The organism is Kitasatospora sp. NPDC048239 (genome assembly GCF_043202015.1).
Lineage (GTDB): Bacteria > Actinomycetota > Actinomycetes > Streptomycetales > Streptomycetaceae > Kitasatospora.
The window spans coordinates 84104-103259 of the sequence record NZ_JBICZP010000017.1; the positions used below are offsets into that span (position 1 = coordinate 84104).

15 protein-coding genes are annotated in these 19156 nt (G+C 76.1%); 9 read left to right on the plus strand and 6 right to left on the minus strand.

Going from position 1 to position 19156, the window contains the following annotated elements:
• Positions 1–10 precede the first annotated feature (10 nt).
• The 9 genes from ACGFZP_RS33105 (at position 11) to ACGFZP_RS33145 (ending at position 8737) form a co-directional block, all read left to right on the plus strand.
• Positions 11–277 carry a phosphopantetheine-binding protein gene (locus ACGFZP_RS33105; RefSeq protein ID WP_392940016.1) on the plus strand — a complete coding sequence of 89 codons (267 nt, stop codon included), beginning with the start codon at positions 11–13 and terminating at the stop codon, positions 275–277.
• Between the two features lie 30 nt (positions 278–307).
• Positions 308–1072: an SDR family NAD(P)-dependent oxidoreductase gene (locus ACGFZP_RS33110; RefSeq protein ID WP_392940018.1), complete on the plus strand. Its 765-nt coding sequence runs from the start codon at positions 308–310 to the stop codon at positions 1070–1072.
• Positions 1069–1623 (plus strand): MaoC family dehydratase, encoded by a 555-nt coding sequence (locus ACGFZP_RS33115; RefSeq protein ID WP_392940020.1) that lies wholly within the window; start codon positions 1069–1071, stop codon positions 1621–1623. Before ACGFZP_RS33110 ends, ACGFZP_RS33115 begins: the two co-directional genes overlap by 4 nt.
• A complete protein-coding gene (locus ACGFZP_RS33120; protein WP_392940022.1) occupies positions 1620–2426 on the plus strand; it encodes an SDR family NAD(P)-dependent oxidoreductase in 807 nt (268 codons plus the stop codon). Before ACGFZP_RS33115 ends, ACGFZP_RS33120 begins: the two co-directional genes overlap by 4 nt.
• Positions 2427–2446: 20 nt before the next feature.
• Complete coding sequence (locus ACGFZP_RS33125; protein WP_392940024.1) at positions 2447–3688, plus strand: beta-ketoacyl synthase N-terminal-like domain-containing protein; 1242 nt, start codon at positions 2447–2449, stop codon at positions 3686–3688.
• Between the two features lies 1 nt (position 3689).
• Positions 3690–5009 (plus strand): beta-ketoacyl-[acyl-carrier-protein] synthase family protein, encoded by a 1320-nt coding sequence (locus ACGFZP_RS33130; RefSeq protein ID WP_392940026.1) that lies wholly within the window; start codon positions 3690–3692, stop codon positions 5007–5009.
• 6 nt (positions 5010–5015) lie between these two features.
• Entirely contained in the window at positions 5016–5696 is a 681-nt protein-coding gene (locus ACGFZP_RS33135; RefSeq protein WP_392940028.1) for an alpha/beta hydrolase, read from the plus strand.
• Between the two features lie 54 nt (positions 5697–5750).
• Positions 5751–6110: a zinc ribbon domain-containing protein YjdM gene (locus ACGFZP_RS33140; protein WP_392940030.1), complete on the plus strand. Its 360-nt coding sequence runs from the start codon at positions 5751–5753 to the stop codon at positions 6108–6110.
• 737 nt (positions 6111–6847) lie between these two features.
• The gene (locus ACGFZP_RS33145; RefSeq protein ID WP_392940032.1) at positions 6848–8737 is read left to right on the plus strand and encodes an FHA domain-containing protein; all 1890 of its coding nucleotides are present in this window, start codon (positions 6848–6850) and stop codon (positions 8735–8737) included.
• Positions 8738–8821: 84 nt separating this feature from the next.
• On the opposite strand, the gene ACGFZP_RS33150 is transcribed toward ACGFZP_RS33145, so the two are convergent.
• The 6 genes from ACGFZP_RS33150 to ACGFZP_RS33175 form a co-directional block, all read right to left on the minus strand.
• The gene (locus ACGFZP_RS33150) at positions 8822–10183 is read right to left on the minus strand and encodes a DUF6519 domain-containing protein (protein ID WP_392940034.1); all 1362 of its coding nucleotides are present in this window, start codon (positions 10181–10183) and stop codon (positions 8822–8824) included.
• Between the two features lie 67 nt (positions 10184–10250).
• On the minus strand, positions 10251–12851 hold the full coding sequence (locus tag ACGFZP_RS33155) for a hypothetical protein (RefSeq protein WP_392940036.1): 2601 nt from the start codon (positions 12849–12851) through the stop codon (positions 10251–10253).
• Positions 12848–15670, minus strand: coding sequence for a putative baseplate assembly protein (locus ACGFZP_RS33160; protein ID WP_392940038.1), 2823 nt, complete (start codon positions 15668–15670; stop codon positions 12848–12850). Before ACGFZP_RS33160 ends, ACGFZP_RS33155 begins: the two co-directional genes overlap by 4 nt.
• The gene (locus tag ACGFZP_RS33165; RefSeq protein WP_392940040.1) at positions 15667–18435 is read right to left on the minus strand and encodes a putative baseplate assembly protein; all 2769 of its coding nucleotides are present in this window, start codon (positions 18433–18435) and stop codon (positions 15667–15669) included. Before ACGFZP_RS33165 ends, ACGFZP_RS33160 begins: the two co-directional genes overlap by 4 nt.
• A complete protein-coding gene (locus ACGFZP_RS33170; RefSeq protein WP_392940042.1) occupies positions 18432–18827 on the minus strand; it encodes a GPW/gp25 family protein in 396 nt (131 codons plus the stop codon). Before ACGFZP_RS33170 ends, ACGFZP_RS33165 begins: the two co-directional genes overlap by 4 nt.
• Complete coding sequence (locus ACGFZP_RS33175) at positions 18824–19150, minus strand: hypothetical protein (RefSeq protein WP_392940044.1); 327 nt, start codon at positions 19148–19150, stop codon at positions 18824–18826. Before ACGFZP_RS33175 ends, ACGFZP_RS33170 begins: the two co-directional genes overlap by 4 nt.
• Positions 19151–19156 lie beyond the last annotated feature (6 nt).

Consider the following 19156-nt stretch of genomic DNA (forward strand, 5'->3'; position numbering starts at 1 on the left):
AGGAGATGTCATGTCTACATCCAGTGATGCCCGTTTCGCCCGGCTGGTCGAGCTGATCATCGAGGTCAAGCCCGGACTCGGCGACCTCGCCGTCACCCCCGAGCAGTCGCTCGTCGACGACCTCGGCCTCGACTCCCTGGACCTCCTCCAGCTCGCCCGCAAGGTCAACCGCAAGCTCGGCGGAGAGTTCGACCTCGACGCCTGGAACGAGGAGGCCGACGCCCACCGCCGGTCCGTCGGCTCGGTGCTCGCCGCCATCGAGCCCGCCGCCGTCTGAGGCGGTGGCACCGATCGAGGAGGAGCGCAGATGACCGAGCACCACAGGGTCGCCATCGTCACCGGCGGCTCGCGCGGCATCGGACGGGCCGTCTCCCTGCGCCTGGCGCGGGACGGCCACCGCGTCCACGTGGTCTACCGCGAGGCCGCCGACGAGGCCGCCAAGGTGGTCCAGGAGATCGAGTCGGCCGGCGGCAGCGCCCGGGCGCACCGCGCCGACGTCGCGGACGAGGCCCGGGTGAACGCCCTGGTCGACGAGATCGCCGAACAGGACGGCGGAGTCCACGTCCTGGTGAACAACGCCGCCGTGATCGACGACCGGCTGCTGCTGCTGACCGGGACGGCCGGCTGGGAGCACGTCCTGCGCACCAACCTCACCGGGCCGTTCCTGACCAGCCGGGCGGCGCTGCCGGTGATGCTGGACCAGGGGTGGGGGCGCATCGTCAACATCTCCTCGAACTCGGTGCGCATCCCCGGGCCGGGCCAGAGCGCCTACGCGGCCTCCAAGGGCGGGCTGGAGGCGCTCACCCGCGCCCTCGCCGCCGAGGTCGGCCACAAGGGGATCCGGATCAACACCGTCGCCCCCGGCAAGGTCCGCACCGACATGACCACGGCCGTCGCCGACCTGCTCGGCGAGGACGGCGCGGGCACCCGCTGGGGCGTCCCGGAGGACATCGGCTCCGTGGTGGCCTTCCTGGCCGGCGACGAGGCCGACTACATCCAGGGCCAGACCATCACCGTCGACGGCGGGCGCCTGGTGATGCGCAACCGCCCGGGCGGGGGGCGGTCCGCATGACCGGGGCCGACGCCGCGAGCGCGGACGCCGCGAACGCAGGCATCAGGAACGCGGACATCAAGTACTGGGAGGACCTCGTCGACGCGCCCGTCCGGCGGTTCGGGCCGCTGGTCGTCGAGGGCGCGCTGATGGACCACCTGCTCGACCTGATGGGCGAGAAGCACCCGATCCACGACGACGCCGCGTTCGCCCGCGCGCTGGACCGCCAGGAGCGGATCGTCCCCGGCGGCTTCCTCCACTCGGTGACCTCCGGCTGGAGCGTCCAGCACGGCTCGCCCGCCGCGATCGTCGGGATGCGGCGGCTCACCTGGGACTTCCTGCGGCCGGTCTACCCGGACCAGCCCTTCTGGTTCACCACCGAGACCGAGCGCTCGGCCGAGATCGACGAGCGGCGCGGCACGATCGACTCGGTCCGCAAGGTGTTCGACGCCGAGGGGCGCACCCACGCCATCGGGCGGATGAGCCTGGTGGTGCTGCGCCGCCCCGCCACGGCCGCCGCCACGGCCGCCGCCGCAGCCGGCACCCATTCCGACGAGGGGACAGCACGATGAGCAGCACTGGCTTCCAACCGCTGAAGGGCAAGGTGGCACTGGTCACCGGCGGCTCACGGGGCATCGGCGCCGGGATCACCCGCAAACTGGCCGCCTGGGGCGCCACCGTCTGCGTCAACTACGTGGACCGGGCCAAACCTGCCAAGGAGCTCGCCGCCGAACTCGCCGACCAGGGCAGCACGGTGACGCTGCACCAGGCCGACCTCGCCGAACCGGAGGCGATCGAGGACCTGATGGCCGGCATCGGCGAGCAGCACGGCGACCTGCACATCCTGGTCGCCAACGGCGCGGCCACCAAGTTCACCCGCCTGGAGGACGCCACCCTCGGCCAGTGGCAGTTCGTCCAGGACACCAACGCCCGCTCGACCTGGCTGCTCGCCAAGCACGCCATCCCGCTGATGCGGGACCGCCCGGGGGCGCGGTTCATCTCCATCACCAACTCCACCACCACCCGCATCGTGCCGGGCGCCGCCCTGTTCGGCGCGGCCAAGGCGGCGCTGGAGTCGCTGACCGAGTACCTGTCCTACGAGCTGGCGCCGTACGGGATCGTCGCGAACTGCGTACGGCCCGGCCTCGTCCAGACCGGCGTCTTCAAGGTGCGGCCCGACCTCCACAAGGGCGTGCACCACGAGCAGTCCGTCACGCCCTGGGCGGGCGACCGGATGACCACCCCGGAGAACAGCGCCGACGTCGTCGCGATGCTCTGCCTGGACGAGGCCTCCTGGATCGCCGGACAGACCATCACCGTGGACGGCGGCTACCGGCTCTGGGGCCACAGCCTCGGCGACCACCAGAGCCTGTGAGCGCCGGGAGGATGCCAGCCGTGCCCGACATCGCCATCACCGGCACCGGCCTGCTCACCGCCGCCGGCGCGGGCGTGCACCGCACCTGGGAGGCGCTGGACGCCGGCCGGCCCCGTTTCACCGCCGGCGCCGGCCTGCCCTGGCCGGTCGCCGCGGTGGACCCGGCCCTGGCCCCCTGGCCGGAGGGCGCCCGCTGGAAGAACATCCGCAAGTACGCGAGCCCGGGCGCACACTGGGGCCTGGCGGTCGCCCGCGCCGCGCTGGAACAGGCCGCCGGGGAGGCCGCCTGGGAGTCCGGGGCGCAGGACGGCGCCCGCGGCGGCACGGTGGTCGCCGTCAGCAGCAACGGCTCCGACGAGCTGGCGGAGATCCTGCCGCGGCTCGCGGTGCTGGCGCAGAGCGACGAGCGGCCGATCGCCGAGCTGCTCTACGACGAGGTGCCCGACTACGCCTACATCCGGAGCATCCCGTCCCAGCTCGGCCAGTTCGTCGCACTCGCCTCGGGCTTCGAGGGCTCCAACCTCTCCGTCTACGGCGAGACCGGGGCCGGCGGGCTGGGCGCGCTGGCGCTGGCCGTCCGGCTGATCACGAGTGGGGAGCTGGACCGGGTGCTGGTGGTGGGGGTCAGCCCGCCGCTGCCGCTGACCACCGCCGTGGCCTTCGACCGGGAGGAGCGCTTCGGGCGCGAGCCCCACCCCGGGTCCGGCCCCTTCGACCTCGACCGGGCCGGCACCTTCGTCGGCCAGGGCGCGGCCGCCCTGCTGATCGAGAACGCCGACACCGCCCGCGCCCGGGGCGCCGCCCCGCTCGCCGGGCTGGCCGCCTGCGAGACGCTCTGCGCCGCCGACCGGTCCGCGGCCGCCGCGGCCGTGGTCGAGCAGGTGTTGGCGCACCCGGGCAGCCGCGCCGACCTCTGGTGGGCGCACGGCGCCGGCTCCCCCGAGCTGGACCTGGTCGAGTGCGAGGCCGTCGCCCCGCGGCTGGGCCCGGCGGTGCCCACCACGTCGAGCAAGGGCACCGTCGGCAACGCCCTGGAGTGCTCGGCGCTCATCGACGCGGTGCTCGCCGTGGAGGCGCTGCGCCAGGGCCGGGTGCCGCCCGTCGGCCTGCTGCAGAAACCGGACCCGGCGCTCGGGGCCGTGGACTTCGTCGTCGGGGAGCCGCGCGCCGTCCCCGGGGCCACCGGTGCCCTGGTCACCGCGCTCGGCCACGGCCGGGACGCGGTGACGGCGGGCGCCGCCGTGATCGTGAAGGGGAGCTAGCGTGGACAGTCGGATCGTCATCACCGGGATGGGCGTGGTCACGCCCATCGGCGCGACGGTGGAGTCCTTCTGGGAGGCCAACCTGGCCGGCCGGTCGGGGCTCGTCGCGGAGGACCGGATCGACGTGTCGGGCCTGCCCTGCGGCCGGGTGTCCGGGGTCATCCCCGAGGCGGTCAAGCAGCGGGTGCGGGCGCGCTGGGGCGCGCCGGGCCGGTCGTGGAGCGACACGATCATGCACTGCGCGGTCGCCCAGGCGCTGACCGACGCCGGTGTCACCGGGCCGCTCGCCCGGCCCGCCGGTCTGGTCTGGTCCCGGGTGTGGCCGGGCCCGAGCGGCTCGGACCCGCGGGACTACGCCGTCCACCTCAAGGAGGTCGCGGCCTGTCGGACCGCCGTCGGGGACGACCCGTCGGCGGTGGCCGCCTATCTGGACGGACGGCCGCTGCCGCCGGAGCCGACCGACGTGTCCGCGTTCCCCCGCGAGGTCTCCGAGCGGCTGGGCGTCCCGCTGGTCACCACCCGGTTGGAGGCCACCTGTTCGGGCGGGCTGCGGGCGATCGCGGAGGCCGCCCGGCTGCTGCGGCTGGGCACGGTGGACGTGGTCGTGGTGACCGCCGCGGTCTCGCGCAGCACCCCGTACGTGCTGTCGCAGTACAACCAGCTGATGGCGCTCTCCCGGTGGAGGGGCGATCCCGCGCAGGCGTCGATGCCGTTCGACCGGCGGCGCTCCGGGATGGTCATCAACGAGTCCGCCGGCGCCCTCGTCCTGGAGACCGCCGAGCACGCGGCCCGGCGCGGGGTGGACGGGGTGCACGCGGTGGTGGGCGGCTGGGGGCTCGCCGTGGACACCACGCACATCACCGCACCGCAGGTGGAGACGGTGGAACGGGTCATCCGGACCGCCCTGGAGCGCTCGGGCACCGGCACCGCCGGGATCGACTCGGTCAACGCGCACGGCACGTCGACCAGGCTCAACGACCTGACCGAGGCCCGCGCGCTGCACCGGGTCTTCGGTGAGCGGATGGCGGAGCTGGACGTCTGCGCCGTCAAGTCGCTGACCGGGCACGGCTCCGCCGCCTCCGGCATCGTCGAGTCGGTGGTGGCCGCGCTGACGCTCTGCCGGGGGATCGTGCCGCCGGTGGTGACCTGTGTCGAACCGGACCCGGAGTGCGCGGTGCGGACCAACCCGCGGCCGGTGGAGCGGCCGGTCCGCACGGTGCTGAAGAACTCGTTCGGCTTCGGCGGCCAGTACGCGTCCATGGTCTTCCACCGGCCGGCGGATCCACGCCCTCCCCGCCCCGCCGCGGCGGCCCGGGGCTGAGCGCAGGTGCTGGACGTCGTCGAGCTCTCCCTGGGACCGCCGCACTACGCGGACGAGCCGCCCGCCAGCGTGATCTGGCTGCACGGCATGGGCCAGGAGCCGTCCGCCCTGATCCCGACCGCCCGGCTGCTCGGCCCGCCCGGCCGGCCCCCGCGGGGGCTGTTCCCGCGCGCGCCCCAGCAGCCGGGCGGGCTCGGCGGCGGCCGGCTGGTGCGCGCCTGGTTCCCGCAGAGCGTCTTCAGCCTGGACCGGATCGGGCTGCCGGACGTCCTCGCCATGGCCGAGCGGCTGCACGAGGTGGTGGACGCCGAGACCAGCCGCACCGGGGCGGGCCGGGTCCTGCTGGCCGGGTTCTCGCAGGGCGCGGTGATGGCCCTGGTGACCTGTCTGCTCCACCCGTCCCCGCTGGCCGGCCTGGCCCTCAGCGCCCCGTACCTGCCGGCCGACCTGGCCGCGCACCTGGCGGAGCGCCGGAGCCCGGCCAACGCGGCCACCCCGGTCTGGATCGCCCACGGCGCCGACGACTGGGTGATCCCGCCCTCGGCGGGCGCGGCCGTCCGGGACACCCTGCTCGGCTGGGGCCATCCGGTGAGCTGGCACCACCTCCCGGCCGGCCATACGCCGTTCCCCACCCCGCCCGCGCTGCTGCACCGCTTCCTGCACAGCTGTCAGGCCGACCGCAGGTAGGCGGGCCGGGCCGGTCGGGCCGGGCCGGTGTCCGGATTCGGATACTCTGCCCGGGTGAGTGAGAACCTTCCCCCCTGTCCCAAGTGCTCCAGCGAGTACACCTACGAGATGAACGCCCTCATGGTCTGCCCCGAGTGCGGCAACGAGTGGGTGGCCGCCGAGGGTGCCGCGGACGACGCGGACGCCTCCGGGGAGCGGGTGGTCAGGGACGCCGTCGGCAATGTGCTGACCGACGGCGACACGGTGACCGTCGTCAAGGCCCTCAAGGTCAAGGGCAGCCCCTCGGGGATCAAGGCCGGGACGAAGGTGCGCAACATCCGGCTGGTCGACGGGGTCGACGGCCACGACATCGACTGCCGGATCGACGGCTTCGGGCCGATGCAGCTCAAGTCGAGCGTGGTCAAGAAGGCCTGACCGGCCCGTCCGAGGCCCCGTCCGCACCGCCCCTGCCCGGCCACCCCGCCCGCCCCGTCCGCGCCTTGCCGGGCGGGGTGCGCGTGCTGGGGTGCGCGTGCAGAGGTGCGCGTGCCGGGGTGCGCGTGCAGAGGTGCGCGTGCCGGGGTGCGCGTGCAGGGTGCCGAGGGGCGCGTGGGAGCACTCCCGAACGCGGCCGGGCCCCTGTGCGCCGAGCGGGCGGCGGAACCGCCGACCCGGCGTCTCCGCCAGAACACCGCCGTGCAACTGCTCGGCAACTTCCGGCGTCACGGCCTTGCGCGCGGCTGCCCGTGACGACAACCTGGAGCCCGTCGACTGACACACGGAGTGACGGGCGTGGGGGCCGTGACCGGTTGGGTCGGTCTGTCGATGTCCGGGACCGTGCGCGCCGACGGGGCGAGCCCGTACGGCCGGAGCGGATCGAACGGCCGTCCGGCCGACCCTTCGAGGAGCAGCGCCGCCGGTCGGGCCGGGCGTCCCACGACGCCCGGGCGCTGCCCTGCCCCGACCGCCCCCGTCTCCGACCGATCCGCCGACCGATCCGCCGGCCGCCCCCGCGTCCGGGCACCGGCCCGATCCACCGCCCGCCCCGAACCCCTGTCCGCAGCGCCGACGTTGGCGAGAGCCGATCCGGCGGCCCCAGGCCGTGGCCGACAACGCCCGGGCCGGCCGCCGGTCGAGGACGAGTACCGACAGACCCAGAGAGCGGAGTGGTCATGCCAGCTGCGATCATCGGACGCGAGGGGCCCCTGACCGGGCGGCGGTTCCCGGTCGGCGAACGGCCGGTCACCTTCGGCCGCAGCAGCGACAGCAGCGTGGGGATCACCAGCGGAAGCGCCTCCCGTCTGCACGCGGAGGTGCTGCGCGAGGCGGGCCGCTACGTGCTGTACGACCGGGGCAGCCGCAACGGGACGCTGGTCAACGGGAGTCGGGTGACCTCCCACGTCCTGGTGTCCGGCGATGTGATCACGATCGGCGGCGAGGTCTTCCGCTTCGAGGTCACCGACGCGATGGAGACGATCACCGAGCTGGTGGCCCCCGCGGCCGCCGAGCCCGTCCTGCGCGTCACCGTCTCGGGCGGCGGTCCGGTGGGCCTGGGCCTCGCCCTGCTGCTGGAGCACCTGCTGGGCCGGCGGGTGGCCGTCACGGTGTACGACGGCCGCTGGATCCAGGACGGCTCACGGGTCCTCTGGAAGACCCAGGCGCAGGGCAACGTCCGGCGCCAGCAGGTCGTGACCGTCCAGAGCCGCCAGTACCTGAACCTCCCCGAGGAGGTCCAGGAGCGCCTGTTCGGCGCCGACTCGTACTCCGAGATGTGGCCGGCCGGTCCGGACTCCGTGCGCGGATTCGCCCCGCGCAACATCCGGATCGCCTACATCGAGGACGTGCTGCTGGAGCTGGCGAACGAGAAGTCCGACCGGATCCGGCTCGTCCCCGCGAACCTCGACCCGGCCGAGCAGCGGGCGGAGCTGGCCGAGGACCAGGTGCTCGCCATCTGCGAGGGCGGCCGCTCGCGCACCCGGGAGTACTTCACCGACAAGTTCGGCACCCCCGACACCTCGATCTACTCGCTGGACGGCCGGCACCTCCAGGACGTCGTGCTGGGGCTGCGGGTGAAGTCCGGGCTGACCGACCCGATGTCCGTCCTGCTGACCGTGGCCCAGAACCGCTTCCTGCTGAACTCCCTGCGCGGCGAGGGCTTCCTCAACATGCGCCTGACGGACGCCGAGGCCGCCGAGGTGATCGGGGTCGACCCCGTCCGGCACGTGTTCGAGCAGTGCGTCGCCTCGCGGCCGTGCCTGATGGGCCGCAACGAGGACGGCGACTTCCGCTGCGCCACCCACGGGACGCTCTTCCTGCCCGCACTGGTCAAGGGCTCGGCGCTGTGGCGGCGGGTGCTGGAGGGCCTGGCCCTGTTCGGCGTCGCCGAGGAGGACCTGAGCGCCGTGACCGGGTTCCGGCTGGACATGGTGCAGCGGCCGCGCTTCACCGCCCGGCTCTACCCGCCGACCTCCGGCACCCCGGGGACGTACGGGTTCCTGCTCGGCGACGCCGCCAACGCGATCCACTTCTGGCCGGGACGCGGGCTCAACAGCGGGCTGGCCTCGGCCATCTCGCTCGCCCGCTCGCTCACCGGCGCCTGGCGCGGGCGGGCCTTCCGCGACGCGGACTTCGTCCGGCACGAGGCGGCGATGTCGATGCTGCAGTACCGGCACAAGAGCCGGGCCTGGAACGCCATGGTGACGACCGACGAGCAGGGCGGCAGCTGTGCCATCAAGGACCGGATCGCCCTGAGCATCGAGCAGCCCGCGCCCGAGAGCGCCGACCCCGAGGCGGACGTCGAGGCGGACATCGAGGCGCTGATGGTCCGGCTGCGGGCGATCCGGGAGCGGCTGGCGCCGCGCCTGCCCGGCCTGCCCGACGACACCGTCCTCCGCGACCACCTGCGCACCCTGAAGGGCGAGACTGTGCGCACCCTGCTCGCGAGCGGGGTCTGGGACACCCTGACCGTGGGCGGCGAGGAGGTCGACATCGACCTGTTCTACCGGCAGACCCCGCCGCCGGCCTCCGCCGCCAGGGCCCCCGAGCCGCACCTCCGGGGCTGACCGCGCCGCCCCGGCCGGCCCGCCTGATGCGGGCCGGCCGCCCGGGGCCGCCTGCCTGCCCGGCCGTCACACGGTGGTGGGCCGTCACACGGGGGTGGGCCGAAAGCCCCTGCGGAGGTCCTGGACGGCCGTGGCCCGGCCGTCGGCGACGGTGACCAGGGCGAGCGGGCCGTACACGTGGTCCACGCCGTGCGGCGGGACGTCGGCGGGCAGGCCGTCCGCGTCCCGGGGCCAGCCGACGTCGCCGGTGAGGGTCCGGGCCGGGAACGTCCAGTAGTCGCCCGTGCGGTAGACCGTGCCCGTCCCGGACGGCGGACGGAAGCGGATCTGGACGCCGTCCTCCAGGGTCAGCCACCCCGCCCCGCCCGCCGCCTCGACGACCAGCGCACCGTCGTCGGCGCGCCGGGGGACGCCTCCCCCGCCGGCCACGTCGGGGTGGTCCCAGCGGCGCAGCAGCGGGTGGCGGTCGGCCCCGATCGGCTCGGCGGGGCCGGTGGAGAGGTGGACGACGTACTCCTCGCCCTCGTCGTCGATGTCCAGGACCCGGGCCAGCAGGCCGGGCGTGCCGCGCAGCGTGCCGTGGTCGTCGACCACCTCGACCAGGCTGCCGACCGCCGGCGCGGTGCGCTTGTCCCGGGGCTGGTCGCGCAGCACGGCGGTGGTGCCGGCGATCCGCACCGCCGGGTGCACCACCGAGCCGTTGTCCCGCGACCAGCTGAAGGTCGGGTCGCCGTCCTTGCTGCCGCGCTGGATCTGGACCCGGTAGAGCTGGTTCTCGGGCCCGAGGTAGCCGGCCACCGGGTCGGCGGCGCAGGGCTCCAGCGGCCCGGGGCCGCGGTCGGCCCGCACGGCGAGCAGACCCCGGTCGGGGGGTTGCAGGAAGGCCTCCCAGGCGCTCCAGCCGGCGGCGATGTCGGCGGCGTCCATCACCCGCCCCGGCGGGGTGTCCGCGGTGAGCCGGACCCGCCACACCAGCCGGGTGCGGGAGCAGGTGTCGGGGCCGCCGAGGGCGACCTCCCGGATGGTGTCGTCCTCCGCGGCCGACAGGTGCCGCTCCCAGACGTCCAGGTAGGCCAGGTGGGTGCCGTCCTTCGGCACTCCGGCGTCGGGCAGGTCGGGCTGGGCGGTGAACAGCAGGTCCTCGGTATCGTTCTCGCAGGCCCGGCCGTGCACCCAGTACCGGCCCCGGCCGATCCGCAGCAGGCCGCTCCCGCCGTCCGGCGACGGCCGGTCGATCCGGAAGCCCGGCCCGAGCGTGCCGCCGGAGGCCGGGGACGGCACCCCGTACGGGCCGATCAGGTCCTCGGCGAGCGCCTGGAGGTGGTGCAGCAGGATGGCGACCTGCTCGTTGCCGTCGGCCGGCAGCGTCACCCTGCCCTGCTGCTGGATCACGCGCAGGAAGTGCCTGCGCTGATCGAAGCTGAACCGCTCGACGTCGGCGTGCATACGGGTCCTCACTTCACAGGCGCGTCACGGGGGGTGGGCGCGGGTCGGTTCGCGGAGCGGGCACCGGTCAGGTCACCGGGATGACGGCGGCGTCCACGCCCGCGGGGACGTACTCGGCGAGCCGGGCGCTCAGCGCGGCCAGCCGCTGCGGCAGGTAGAGGTCGTGGAAGGCCCCGAGCTCGGAGCCGTCGTCGGCGCCGCCGCGGATCTCCGCGGGGCAGTCGGCGGCGAGCTGGGCGTACGCCGCCCCGGGGTAGCGGACGGAGGTGAAGCGCGGGCGCAGCCGGCGTTCGGTCTCGGCGACGAGCTCCGGGGGCGGTGCGTCGCCCAGGGCGGCCAGCGCGGTGTCGGGCTGGCAGTGGAACCGCCGGGGCGTGCGCGAACCGGGCGGCACCCAGCAGAACCGCAGGCAGCCGGGGGAGCGCCGGGCGGCCCTGACCCGGCCGGTGAAGACGGTGTTCTCCGCGCGCTCGACGGCCTGCACCTGGACGGTGCCGAGGACGGTCGTCCGGGTGACGTCGAGGACGGCGCGGGCCACCGCGGGGCCGCCCGCGCCGATCGCCTCCAGCTCGGGCCGGGTGGCGTCGAGGACGGAGTCGGCGACCCGGAGCCGGAGCGGCTCCCTGCGGCCCGGGGCGGCCTCGACCTGCACCGGGCCGGTGATCGAGTGGCTGATCTCCACCTCGGCGCCGGGCAGGGCGGACAGCTCCAGGGAGGGCGGGGCGGGCCGGTCGCCCTCGCAGCGGGGGCCGGGCGCCCAGCCGGGGACGAGCGTGCAGTGCCGGATCACCACCCGGGTCGCGGGCCGGCACCCGGGCGCCTCGTCCGCCGCCTCGTCCGCCGCCTGGTCGCGGTCCTCGGCGCGGTCTTCGCCCCGGCCCTCGGCGCCGTCCTCGGCGCCGTCCTCGGTAAGGCCCGCGTCCCGGCCCTCGTCCTGGCCCGGGCCGTGGCCGGCGCCGTCCCGCCGGCGCCCGGACAGGTGCACCGCGCGGCCGCCCACGGTCAGGCCGTCCAGGGTCAGCCGGCCGCCGGGGGCCAGCGCGACGCTCAGCGAGTCGGGCTCGTCGGCGCGGCGGTCGGCGAGCCAGAGCACCGGGCGGGTGCGCTGGGCGGCCCGGACGAGCAGGTGCTGGTCCGGCCCCACGGCCAGCTCGGCGGTGGTCGCCAGCACCTCGCTGCGGGTGATCTCGATGACCGCGTACCGCGGCTTCGCCCGCCGCCAGTCGCGCAGAGCCCGCTGGAACCCCGCCGTGTCGGCCACGCCCCGGTACCAGCGGGCGGGCTTGATCCAGGTCGGCCAGAGCGCCTCCAGGTGCTGCCGGTTGGCCACCAGCAGCGGCCCGCCGGTCGGCGCCGGCCCGTCCGGCCGGGTGAGCGCGAACAGCGCCTCGTCCAGCAGCGCCGCGTTCAGGGCCTCGACCAGCGCCGCCGGGCCGGTCGCACCCGACCAGTGCCCCCGGACCAGCGCGGCCGTCGGGTCGGAGCCGGTCCGGACCGCGGCCAGCAGGGCGTCCGGATCGGTCAGGTCGGTGCGGTGGATCCGGTAGGTGTCGGCCTCGGGCGGTTCGGGCAGCGGGCGCGGGTACTCCCCGCCGCCCAGGTCGGCGCTGAACCCGTAGTGGTAGCCGACCCGCACCCGCGAGGGCGGGTTGCGGCGCGGGAAGAGCATCCGCCCGAGCACCGGGTCGACGGCGACGGTGCCGGGGAGCGGCCGGTAGGAGTCCCAGTCGCTGAGGTCCGCCGGGACCACCTGCTCGGCGGGCACCGGCCCGGACCGCCCGCGCCGGGGCCAGTCGAAGGCGTGGATCACCAGGGACCGCCCCTCGCCGTAGTACCGCCCGTCGGCGTGGCCGAGCGGGCCGAGGGCGCGCCGGTCGACCGGGCCCGGCACGTCGGCCGGCTCCCGGGGGTGGAGTCCGCGCTCGCCGTCCGCGCCGCGGCCGAACAGCTGCACCGGGAAGCCCATCGGGTCGAAGGTGAACGCCCACCGCCCGACCCGTTCGACCTGCCCGGCCCGGGTGTCCGTCACCGGGTAAGGCCGCAGGCGCCAGACGAACAGCCCCACCTCGGGGATGTTGTGCAGCCCCCGGGTGCGGTGCGAGCCCGCCCGGCGCACGTCGACGGTGTGGGCCGCGCGGTCGAACGGCCCGTCGAGGCCGGCGAGCAGCCCGCCGTCGCGCACCTCGGCCGTCCGCCCGCGCGCCTGCTGGAGGTGGTTCGTCTGCTGGTGCCGGGCCAGCAGCCGGTAGGCCTCGACGGCGTGGCCGGGCAGCCCGGCGACGTCCCGGGCCAGCTCCTCCAGCAGCGCCTTCGTCCCCTTGCGGCGGCGGTGGCGCAGCGTGTTGGCGACGTCCTGGCGGGGGGCGAGGGCGGAGCGGCGGGCCAGGTCGCGGCCGGGTCGCCCGGCGGCCGTCCAGCCGGCGTCCGGGACGGGCGACCAGCCGACCAGGTCCGCCAGATAGGGGACCACCCAGTCCTCGGCCGTCTCCACGAACCAGTTCTCGTACCGCCGGGCGATGTCCTCCTCGACCACCTGCACCTGCTCGGCGATCACCCTCAGCAGGTCGCGCAGCGGGTGGCCCGCCGCCTCGTCGCGCATCCGGTGCACCAGCGGCAGCAGGTCGAACAGGCGGTCGGGCGCGGCGGCGCCCGGGCCGGGCTCGGTCATGGGGCATCCTCCGTGAGGTCGAGGGCTTCGGGCAGCTCGGCCGCCGTGCACAGGTGCTGGGCGGGCAGCAGCTCGTCGCCGCTGCGCCGGGCGCCCAGGGCGGCCAGCCAGGGCCCCGGGTGCCCGCCCTCCGGGTCGGACGGCCGGCCCGGCGCCAGGTACGCCAGCCGTAGGCCGAGGAAGGAGTGCACGCCGGGGACGGCCTGGATGACGGCCGCCACCTCGGAGGCCACCAGGTGCTGCGCCAGTTCGCGGCGGAGCGGGCCGAAGGCGTCCAGCAGGGCCGCCCGGAGCGCCGGACCGACGGCGGACCACCGGTGGTCGGGGAGCAGCCGCACCCGGGCGCCGACCGCGACGACCAGCCGCTCGGCGGGCAGCACCCGGATCCGGACGGCCGGGTCCCCGTAGCGTCGCAGCGCGGCCCTGAGGTGTCCGACCACGTCGGAGTCCGGGTGCAGCGGCGCGCCGTCCACACCGGTGACGGTGACGGCGATCAGGCCGCCCCGGCCGTCGGCCAGCCGGTCGGCGGAGGCCTTGCCCACCCCGGCGAAGGCCCGGGCGAAGTCGGCGTGGTCGCTCAGTGAGACCAGCCGGTCGAGGGTCTTCAGCGGCAGCAGCGCGTTGGCCCTGGCCTGGTCGGTCCGCTCCGGGTCGGTGCCGCCGTCGGCGGGCAGCGGGTTGACCACCTCCCGGACGCCGAGCGGCTTGTCGGCGAGCAGGGTGATCCGGCCGGCCGCGGTGTTGCCGGCGCGGCCGATCCCCGTCCGGTAGCGGGCCCGGATGTTCTCGGCGCCGGTCGGGGGCCGCCGGCCGGCCGTGCCGTCGGGGAGGACGACGGTGGTGCCGGCCTGTTCGTCGGTCTCGGTGACGTAGCCCCGGTCGTCCGGGCCGAGGCCGGTGAACCAGGGGACCTCCGGCCAGTGGACGGCGTCCACGGTGAGGTCGAGGGTGCTCTCGACTCCGGTGGGGGTCGGCGCGGAGGTGTGGGTGAGCGGGCCGCTGCGCAGGGCGAAGCGCTGGTGGGCCACCGAGGCGTCGCCGCTGCCGAGCACCTCGGTGCGGCTCTCACCGTGGGTGGCGTGCACGACGTTCCCGTGGACGGCCACCGTGTCGCGCCGGTAGCGGTGGGCCAGCGGGCGTTCGAGCAGGACGAAGCCGTGGTTGCGCTCGCCGGCCACGGGCGCCGCCGTGGTGCCGCAGGGGCCGCGGCGGCGGGCCGTGCCCTGGCGCACCTCGGCGATCACGGCGAGTTCGGCGGCGCCGAGGCCGGCGACCCCCGGGAGGTCGGCCCGCTCGCCGGCGACCACCAGCAGGCGTCCGGCCTGCAGGCCGTCGACCAGCCCGGCGAGCTCCAGGACCTCGCCCTGTACCGGTTCGGTGATCGGGAGTTCGGCCAGCGGGAGCAGTTCGGGGGCGGCGTGGACGGTGACGGCCCGCAGCTGGTCCATCGTCGTCGGCGGGGTCCACCGCTCGCACCCGCCGAGGGTGATCCTGGTCGTTCTGAGCGCCAGGCCGTAGGCCGAGCGGGCCACCGGGTCGACGGTGAGCGGGGCACCCGGCCGGGCGCCGATGACCTGGAAGAGCTCGACGCGCTCGGCCCCGCGGCGGCTCTGCGGCCGATCGTCCACCGGGACGGCCACCACGGCGACGGTGCCGCTGCGGATGTCCGGGTAGAGGTGGTCGAGGTGGATGACCTGCCCGCTCTCCGGCAGGTCCGCGGGGACCTGCCGGCCGTCGCTGTCCAGCTGCCGGTCCCAGTCGGGCCAGTCCTCCACGGGCAGCGGCTGACCGCGGAAGTAGGCGGGCTTGCGGGACGCGTTGTGCCCGAACAGCGGTGCGGCGACCCGCAGGGCGTAGACCTCGACGGTCGGCGGGCCGGTGACGGTGGCACCGGCCCAGGCGGAGTGCAGGGCGCCGGCGAGGTCGGGGTGGAGCAGCTCGGCCAGCCTGAGCCGGGAGTCCTCCTGCTCCGGGCCGGGGAGCGGGACCGGGAGCGGCGGCACGGTGGGCGCGGACCGGTCGGTGAGGCGGTCGACCAGTTGCTGGAGGCCGTCGATCCGCTGCCACGGCTCGGGCGCCGGCTGCTCGCCGCCGGCCAGCGCCACCCGGGTGCGCTGCCGCGCCGCGTCCTCCTCGACGGCGGCGACCCGGCGGGGCTCGTGGTGGACCTCCTCGCCCGCGGCGATCCGGATGAGCAGCAGGTCGTTCGGCCGCAGTCGGGTGGCGACGCCGTCGAGCCAGAGCTCCGGCAGCCGCCCGGCGTTGTCGTCGGTGATCTCCTGGGGCCGGGTGGCCCGGATCGGCAGCCGGTTGGCGGCGGCCAGCGCCGGCAGCGGGCCGCTCGTCTCGTACACCTGGGCCAGTTCGCCGGGGCCGGGCAGGCTCTGCGCCCGGGTGCCGGCCGGGATCACCTCCTCGTGCCCGGCCTCCAGCGTGAAGGAGAGATGGGTGCCGGCCGCCACGCCCGGCCTGGGGCGGTAGCCGATCAGCCGGGTCAGCTCGTGCACCGAGCGGGGGTCGCCCGCGGTGCGCAGGTAGCCCTCGTTGCCGAGCCGCTCCTGGTAGAAGGTCAGCACGTCGGCGACGGCGGCCCAGGCGTCACAGAGGGCGATCGCCGGGTCGTCAGCCGCCCGGGTGGTCAGGCCGGCGAGCCCGGGCAGCCCGGCCGAGGCGAGCCGGTCGAGCATCGCGGCCAGGAAGGTCGGGTGGGTGCCGACGCGCAGTCGCAGGGCGGCCAGGCCGGGCGGGTTGGCGGTCGGCCCGGGCGGTCCTGATACCGCGCCGGCGCAGCCGTGGCAGCCGCAGGCGGGGGTGTTCATCGGCCACCTGCCGCGGTGACGGTGATCCGGCCGCCGCGCGGCCGGGTGCCGTCGAGGAGGACGATCTCGCGCGGGCCGACCGGCAGCACGCCCTGGTGGAGCGCGCCCTGGTCCGGCTCGCCCTGCCGCCGCAGCCCGGTGACCTCGACGGCGGAGACACCGGGGACCGCCTGGGCGGCGGCGAGGATCCGGCTGACGTACACGCCCTCGCCGAAGCCCCAGCGGTCCGGGTGGAACCAGCCGGGCCGCCCGTCGGGCAGCACCCCGGCCGAGAACTCCTCCCGCAGCGCCTGCACGACCTGCGCCCGGACGTGGAACGGCTCCACGCAGACGACGAGTTCGAGCTCCACCGGGACGGGGGTGGCGGGTGAGACCCGCAGGTCGTGGCCGATCCGGCGGGCGCGTTCCAGGGCGGCGGCGATCTCCCGGCCGGTGCGGTCCGTGCCCCGGCAGTCCCCGCTCCGGCAGCCGTCGCCCGGCGGGGCATTGCCCCCTGGCGGGGGGCGGTCGCCCGGCGGGTGGCGGTCGCCCGGCGAAGCGCAGCCGCAGCCGCCGGGCGGACCGCCGACGCGTGGATCGAGGGCCACGTCGGCCTCGTACCAGCTGCCCGTCCAGACCAGGTCGGCCGCGGCCCCCTGCAACCGGTCGCCGCCGGTGCGCCGGGCCAGCTCGGCGTAGTCCTCGGCGGTGACGGCCCGTTCGCGCAGGGCCCGGAAGGCCTGCGGGATGGCCGGGCGGGCCTGGACCGGTGCCTCGGGCGGGGTGCCGCCCACCGCCGGCAGCGGGTTGCGCGGGCGGACGACGAGGTCGTGCCCGCGCACGCCGGGCCGCAGCGCCAGGTGGGTGATGGTCTCCGCGCCGACGTTGCCGACCGGTCCCTCGCCGATCCGGTAGCGCGCGAGGAAGGTCGCCCCCGGGTCGGGCCTGCGCCCGGTGCGGCCGTCGCCGAAGCGCAGCCAGGAGACCCGCTCGTCGTCCGTCTCGGCCACGAACCGCCGGTCGTCCGGCGCGCTCGCCAGCAGGTCGGGGGCGGGCAGCCAGACCGCCTGGCCGACCGTCTCGGTCAGCCGGACCGCTGGGGATGCGGCGTGCGGGTCGCGGTGCAGGAGCTCGGCGGCGGCCGGCGGGCAGCCGTCGCCGCCGTCCTCGCAGCCGTCCTCGCAGCCGGCGGGGAGCGGCAGCGGTTCGGCGTGGGTGAGGTGGGGGCGGCTGAGCCGGGGGCGGAACCGGCCGGCCGCGGGGGCCTGCTCGGCCGGCCGGCACTCGGCCTCGCAGCGCGGCGGATCCTGGCTGCCGGGCACCGGGCCGAGCCACTCCTCGACCCGGGTGCCGTGGTCCACCGGCAGGATGTTCCCCCGGGCCAGGGCGACTCCGCCGAGCGGACGGCAGTCCGGGGCGGGGCCGAGGGTGGAGACGCAGAGCGGGAACGGCAGGGCGTCCCGCTCGCCCCAGCCGACCGTCAGCACGGGGGTGCGGCACACCGGGTCGTACCCCCGCCGCACCGAGGTGAGCCGGACGACGTGCCGATGCGTCGGGTCGGCGTCCCCCGGGCGTCCGGTGCGCGGGCCGAGGACCTCCTCCAGGAGCAGGAAGTCGCCTGGTTCCAGCCGCAGTTGCCGGGGCTCGGGGGCGTCGGTCAGGGTGACGGAGGTGGCACCGGTGGACAGCGAGCACTCGCCGTCGCCCCAGTCGTGGAACGGGATCGCGTTGTGCGCCGGGAAGAGCGGCAGGACGCCGTGCGGGTCCTCGGTCAGCGGCTCGAAGCCGTGGGCGCCGTCGAGGGCCTGCGGGGGCAGCTCCTCCCAGCGCAGCGGGTGCCCCGGGGGCGGTGCGCCGTCGAAGGCGGTGAACAGGGCGACCTCGTCGGCCCGCCAGGGCGGGGACGGCTCCTCGTGGACGGCGAGGTGGACGAAGGTCCGGGCGTTGCAGCCCTCGTGCAGCAGGTAGTCGACCAGCCGGGCGTGGCGGCGGACGGAGATCCGGCGGCGGGCGGTGCCGAGGTAGGCCTCGGTGGCCACCGCGTCCTGGTGGTAGCTGAGCAGGTCCGCGGTGTGGGCGAGGAGTTCGACCAGGGTGATGCCGAGGTCGGGGATGTGGCGTTCGCTCAGGCCCGGCACCAGCAGGCCCAGCCGGTCGAGGATCAGCCGGCGGAAGGAGGCGTAGTCCTTGGCCAGGTAGTCGAGGGCGGGCGCGGGCACGGCGGCCGGGGGGCAACCGGGCCCGGGCGGGCAGTCGGTGGCGGTTGGCCGGCCGGAGCAGAAGCCGAAGGGCGCCCGGTGGTGGCGGAGGTCGAAGCCGTGCAGCGGCCGGCGGCCCGGGTGTCCGTGCGGGCCGGGTTCGACCAGGGCCAGGTGGTAGGTGGTGGCGTCCCCCGCCCGGTCGAGGGTCACCTCCAGGCAGCCGTCCTCGTCCTCCTCGTGCGGCGGCCGGGCACGGACGCCGAGCACGTGGAGCCGACGGGCGCCGGGAGCCGTGTCGATCCTCAGGTGGTGGACCGTCAGGTCGGCCGGCACGGGGCCGAGCAGGGTGACGCAGAGGGCGACCGTGCCGTCCCCCGGGTCGGGGTCGGCGACCTCGATGCCGTCGATCCCGTTGAGGCCCCGGCGGACCAGCTGTTCGCGGCGGTGGTCGGCGGCACAGCACAGGCCGGCCGCACCGGGGGCGGCCGAAGGGCCCGGGTCGGCTGCGTACAGGTCGTGATCGTGCGGGGTCTGAGCGTGCGGGGTCTGCGTGTTCGCGGCCTGAGCGTGCAGGTCGGCGGTCATCGGGGCACCTCCCGGACGAAGCGGGCCTCGGCCTCCTGCCGGGTCCGGCGCACCACGTATCTGACGTCCACCGTCAGCACCGACTCCTCGGCGACGGCGTGCAGGTCCACCAGGTCGAGAACGTCGCCGAGCCAGCGCTGGACGGCGGCGCGGGCGGTGTACTCGACCGTGGCGGCGAGCTCGGGGCTGTTGGGGGCGAAGACCAGTTGGAGCAGCCCGCAGCCGAAGTCGGGCCGGTTGACCCGCTCGCCCGGCGTGGTGAACAGCAGCTGCTCCAACAGCTCGCCGACGTGCCGCCGGTAGTCCGCGGGCCGGGCCGTGCGCCCGCGCGCGTCGAAGCCGAACGGGAAGGCCACATCGACCCGTTCGGGCCCGCCCGCCGGGCTGCTCATGTGGCCACCACCCGCTGCTGCGCGGAGACCACGATCAGCGGCGCGCCGGTCGGCACGGCCGTCGCCACGCTGTCGAGGAGCAGCAGCGGCAGCCCGCCGCCCACCCGCACCCGCAGCGAGCCGGTCGTCCAGGGGGCCGTCACACAGGGCCCGTTGGCGGCGGGCGGCGGCGGCAGCGGGCAGCCCGCGACCACGTACGGCACCTGCTGGACACAGACCGGCAGGCCGCCGACCAGCACCCGCGGATAGCTGCTCGGCGGCGCCGCGCGCCCGCCGTGGGCGCACTGGACGACGGCGCCCTGGTGCAGAACCGGTCCCGGCATCGCTCT

Excerpts from the sequence above, each read along its gene's own strand:
- ACGFZP_RS33115 (WP_392940020.1), top strand. The coding sequence starts at position 1,069 with ATGACCGGGGCCGACGCCGCGAGCGCGGACGCCGCGAACGCAGGCATC.
- ACGFZP_RS33165 (WP_392940040.1), bottom strand. The coding sequence starts at position 18,435 with ATGACCGCCGACCTGCACGCTCAGGCCGCGAACACGCAGACCCCGCAC.
- ACGFZP_RS33150 (WP_392940034.1), bottom strand. The coding sequence starts at position 10,183 with ATGCACGCCGACGTCGAGCGGTTCAGCTTCGATCAGCGCAGGCACTTC.
- ACGFZP_RS33110 (WP_392940018.1), top strand. The coding sequence starts at position 308 with ATGACCGAGCACCACAGGGTCGCCATCGTCACCGGCGGCTCGCGCGGC.
- ACGFZP_RS33145 (WP_392940032.1), top strand. The coding sequence starts at position 6,848 with ATGCCAGCTGCGATCATCGGACGCGAGGGGCCCCTGACCGGGCGGCGG.
- ACGFZP_RS33105 (WP_392940016.1), top strand. The coding sequence starts at position 11 with ATGTCTACATCCAGTGATGCCCGTTTCGCCCGGCTGGTCGAGCTGATC.
- ACGFZP_RS33155 (WP_392940036.1), bottom strand. The coding sequence starts at position 12,851 with ATGACCGAGCCCGGCCCGGGCGCCGCCGCGCCCGACCGCCTGTTCGAC.
- ACGFZP_RS33120 (WP_392940022.1), top strand. The coding sequence starts at position 1,620 with ATGAGCAGCACTGGCTTCCAACCGCTGAAGGGCAAGGTGGCACTGGTC.
- ACGFZP_RS33175 (WP_392940044.1), bottom strand. The coding sequence starts at position 19,150 with ATGCCGGGACCGGTTCTGCACCAGGGCGCCGTCGTCCAGTGCGCCCAC.
- ACGFZP_RS33160 (WP_392940038.1), bottom strand. The coding sequence starts at position 15,670 with ATGAACACCCCCGCCTGCGGCTGCCACGGCTGCGCCGGCGCGGTATCA.
- ACGFZP_RS33170 (WP_392940042.1), bottom strand. The coding sequence starts at position 18,827 with ATGAGCAGCCCGGCGGGCGGGCCCGAACGGGTCGATGTGGCCTTCCCG.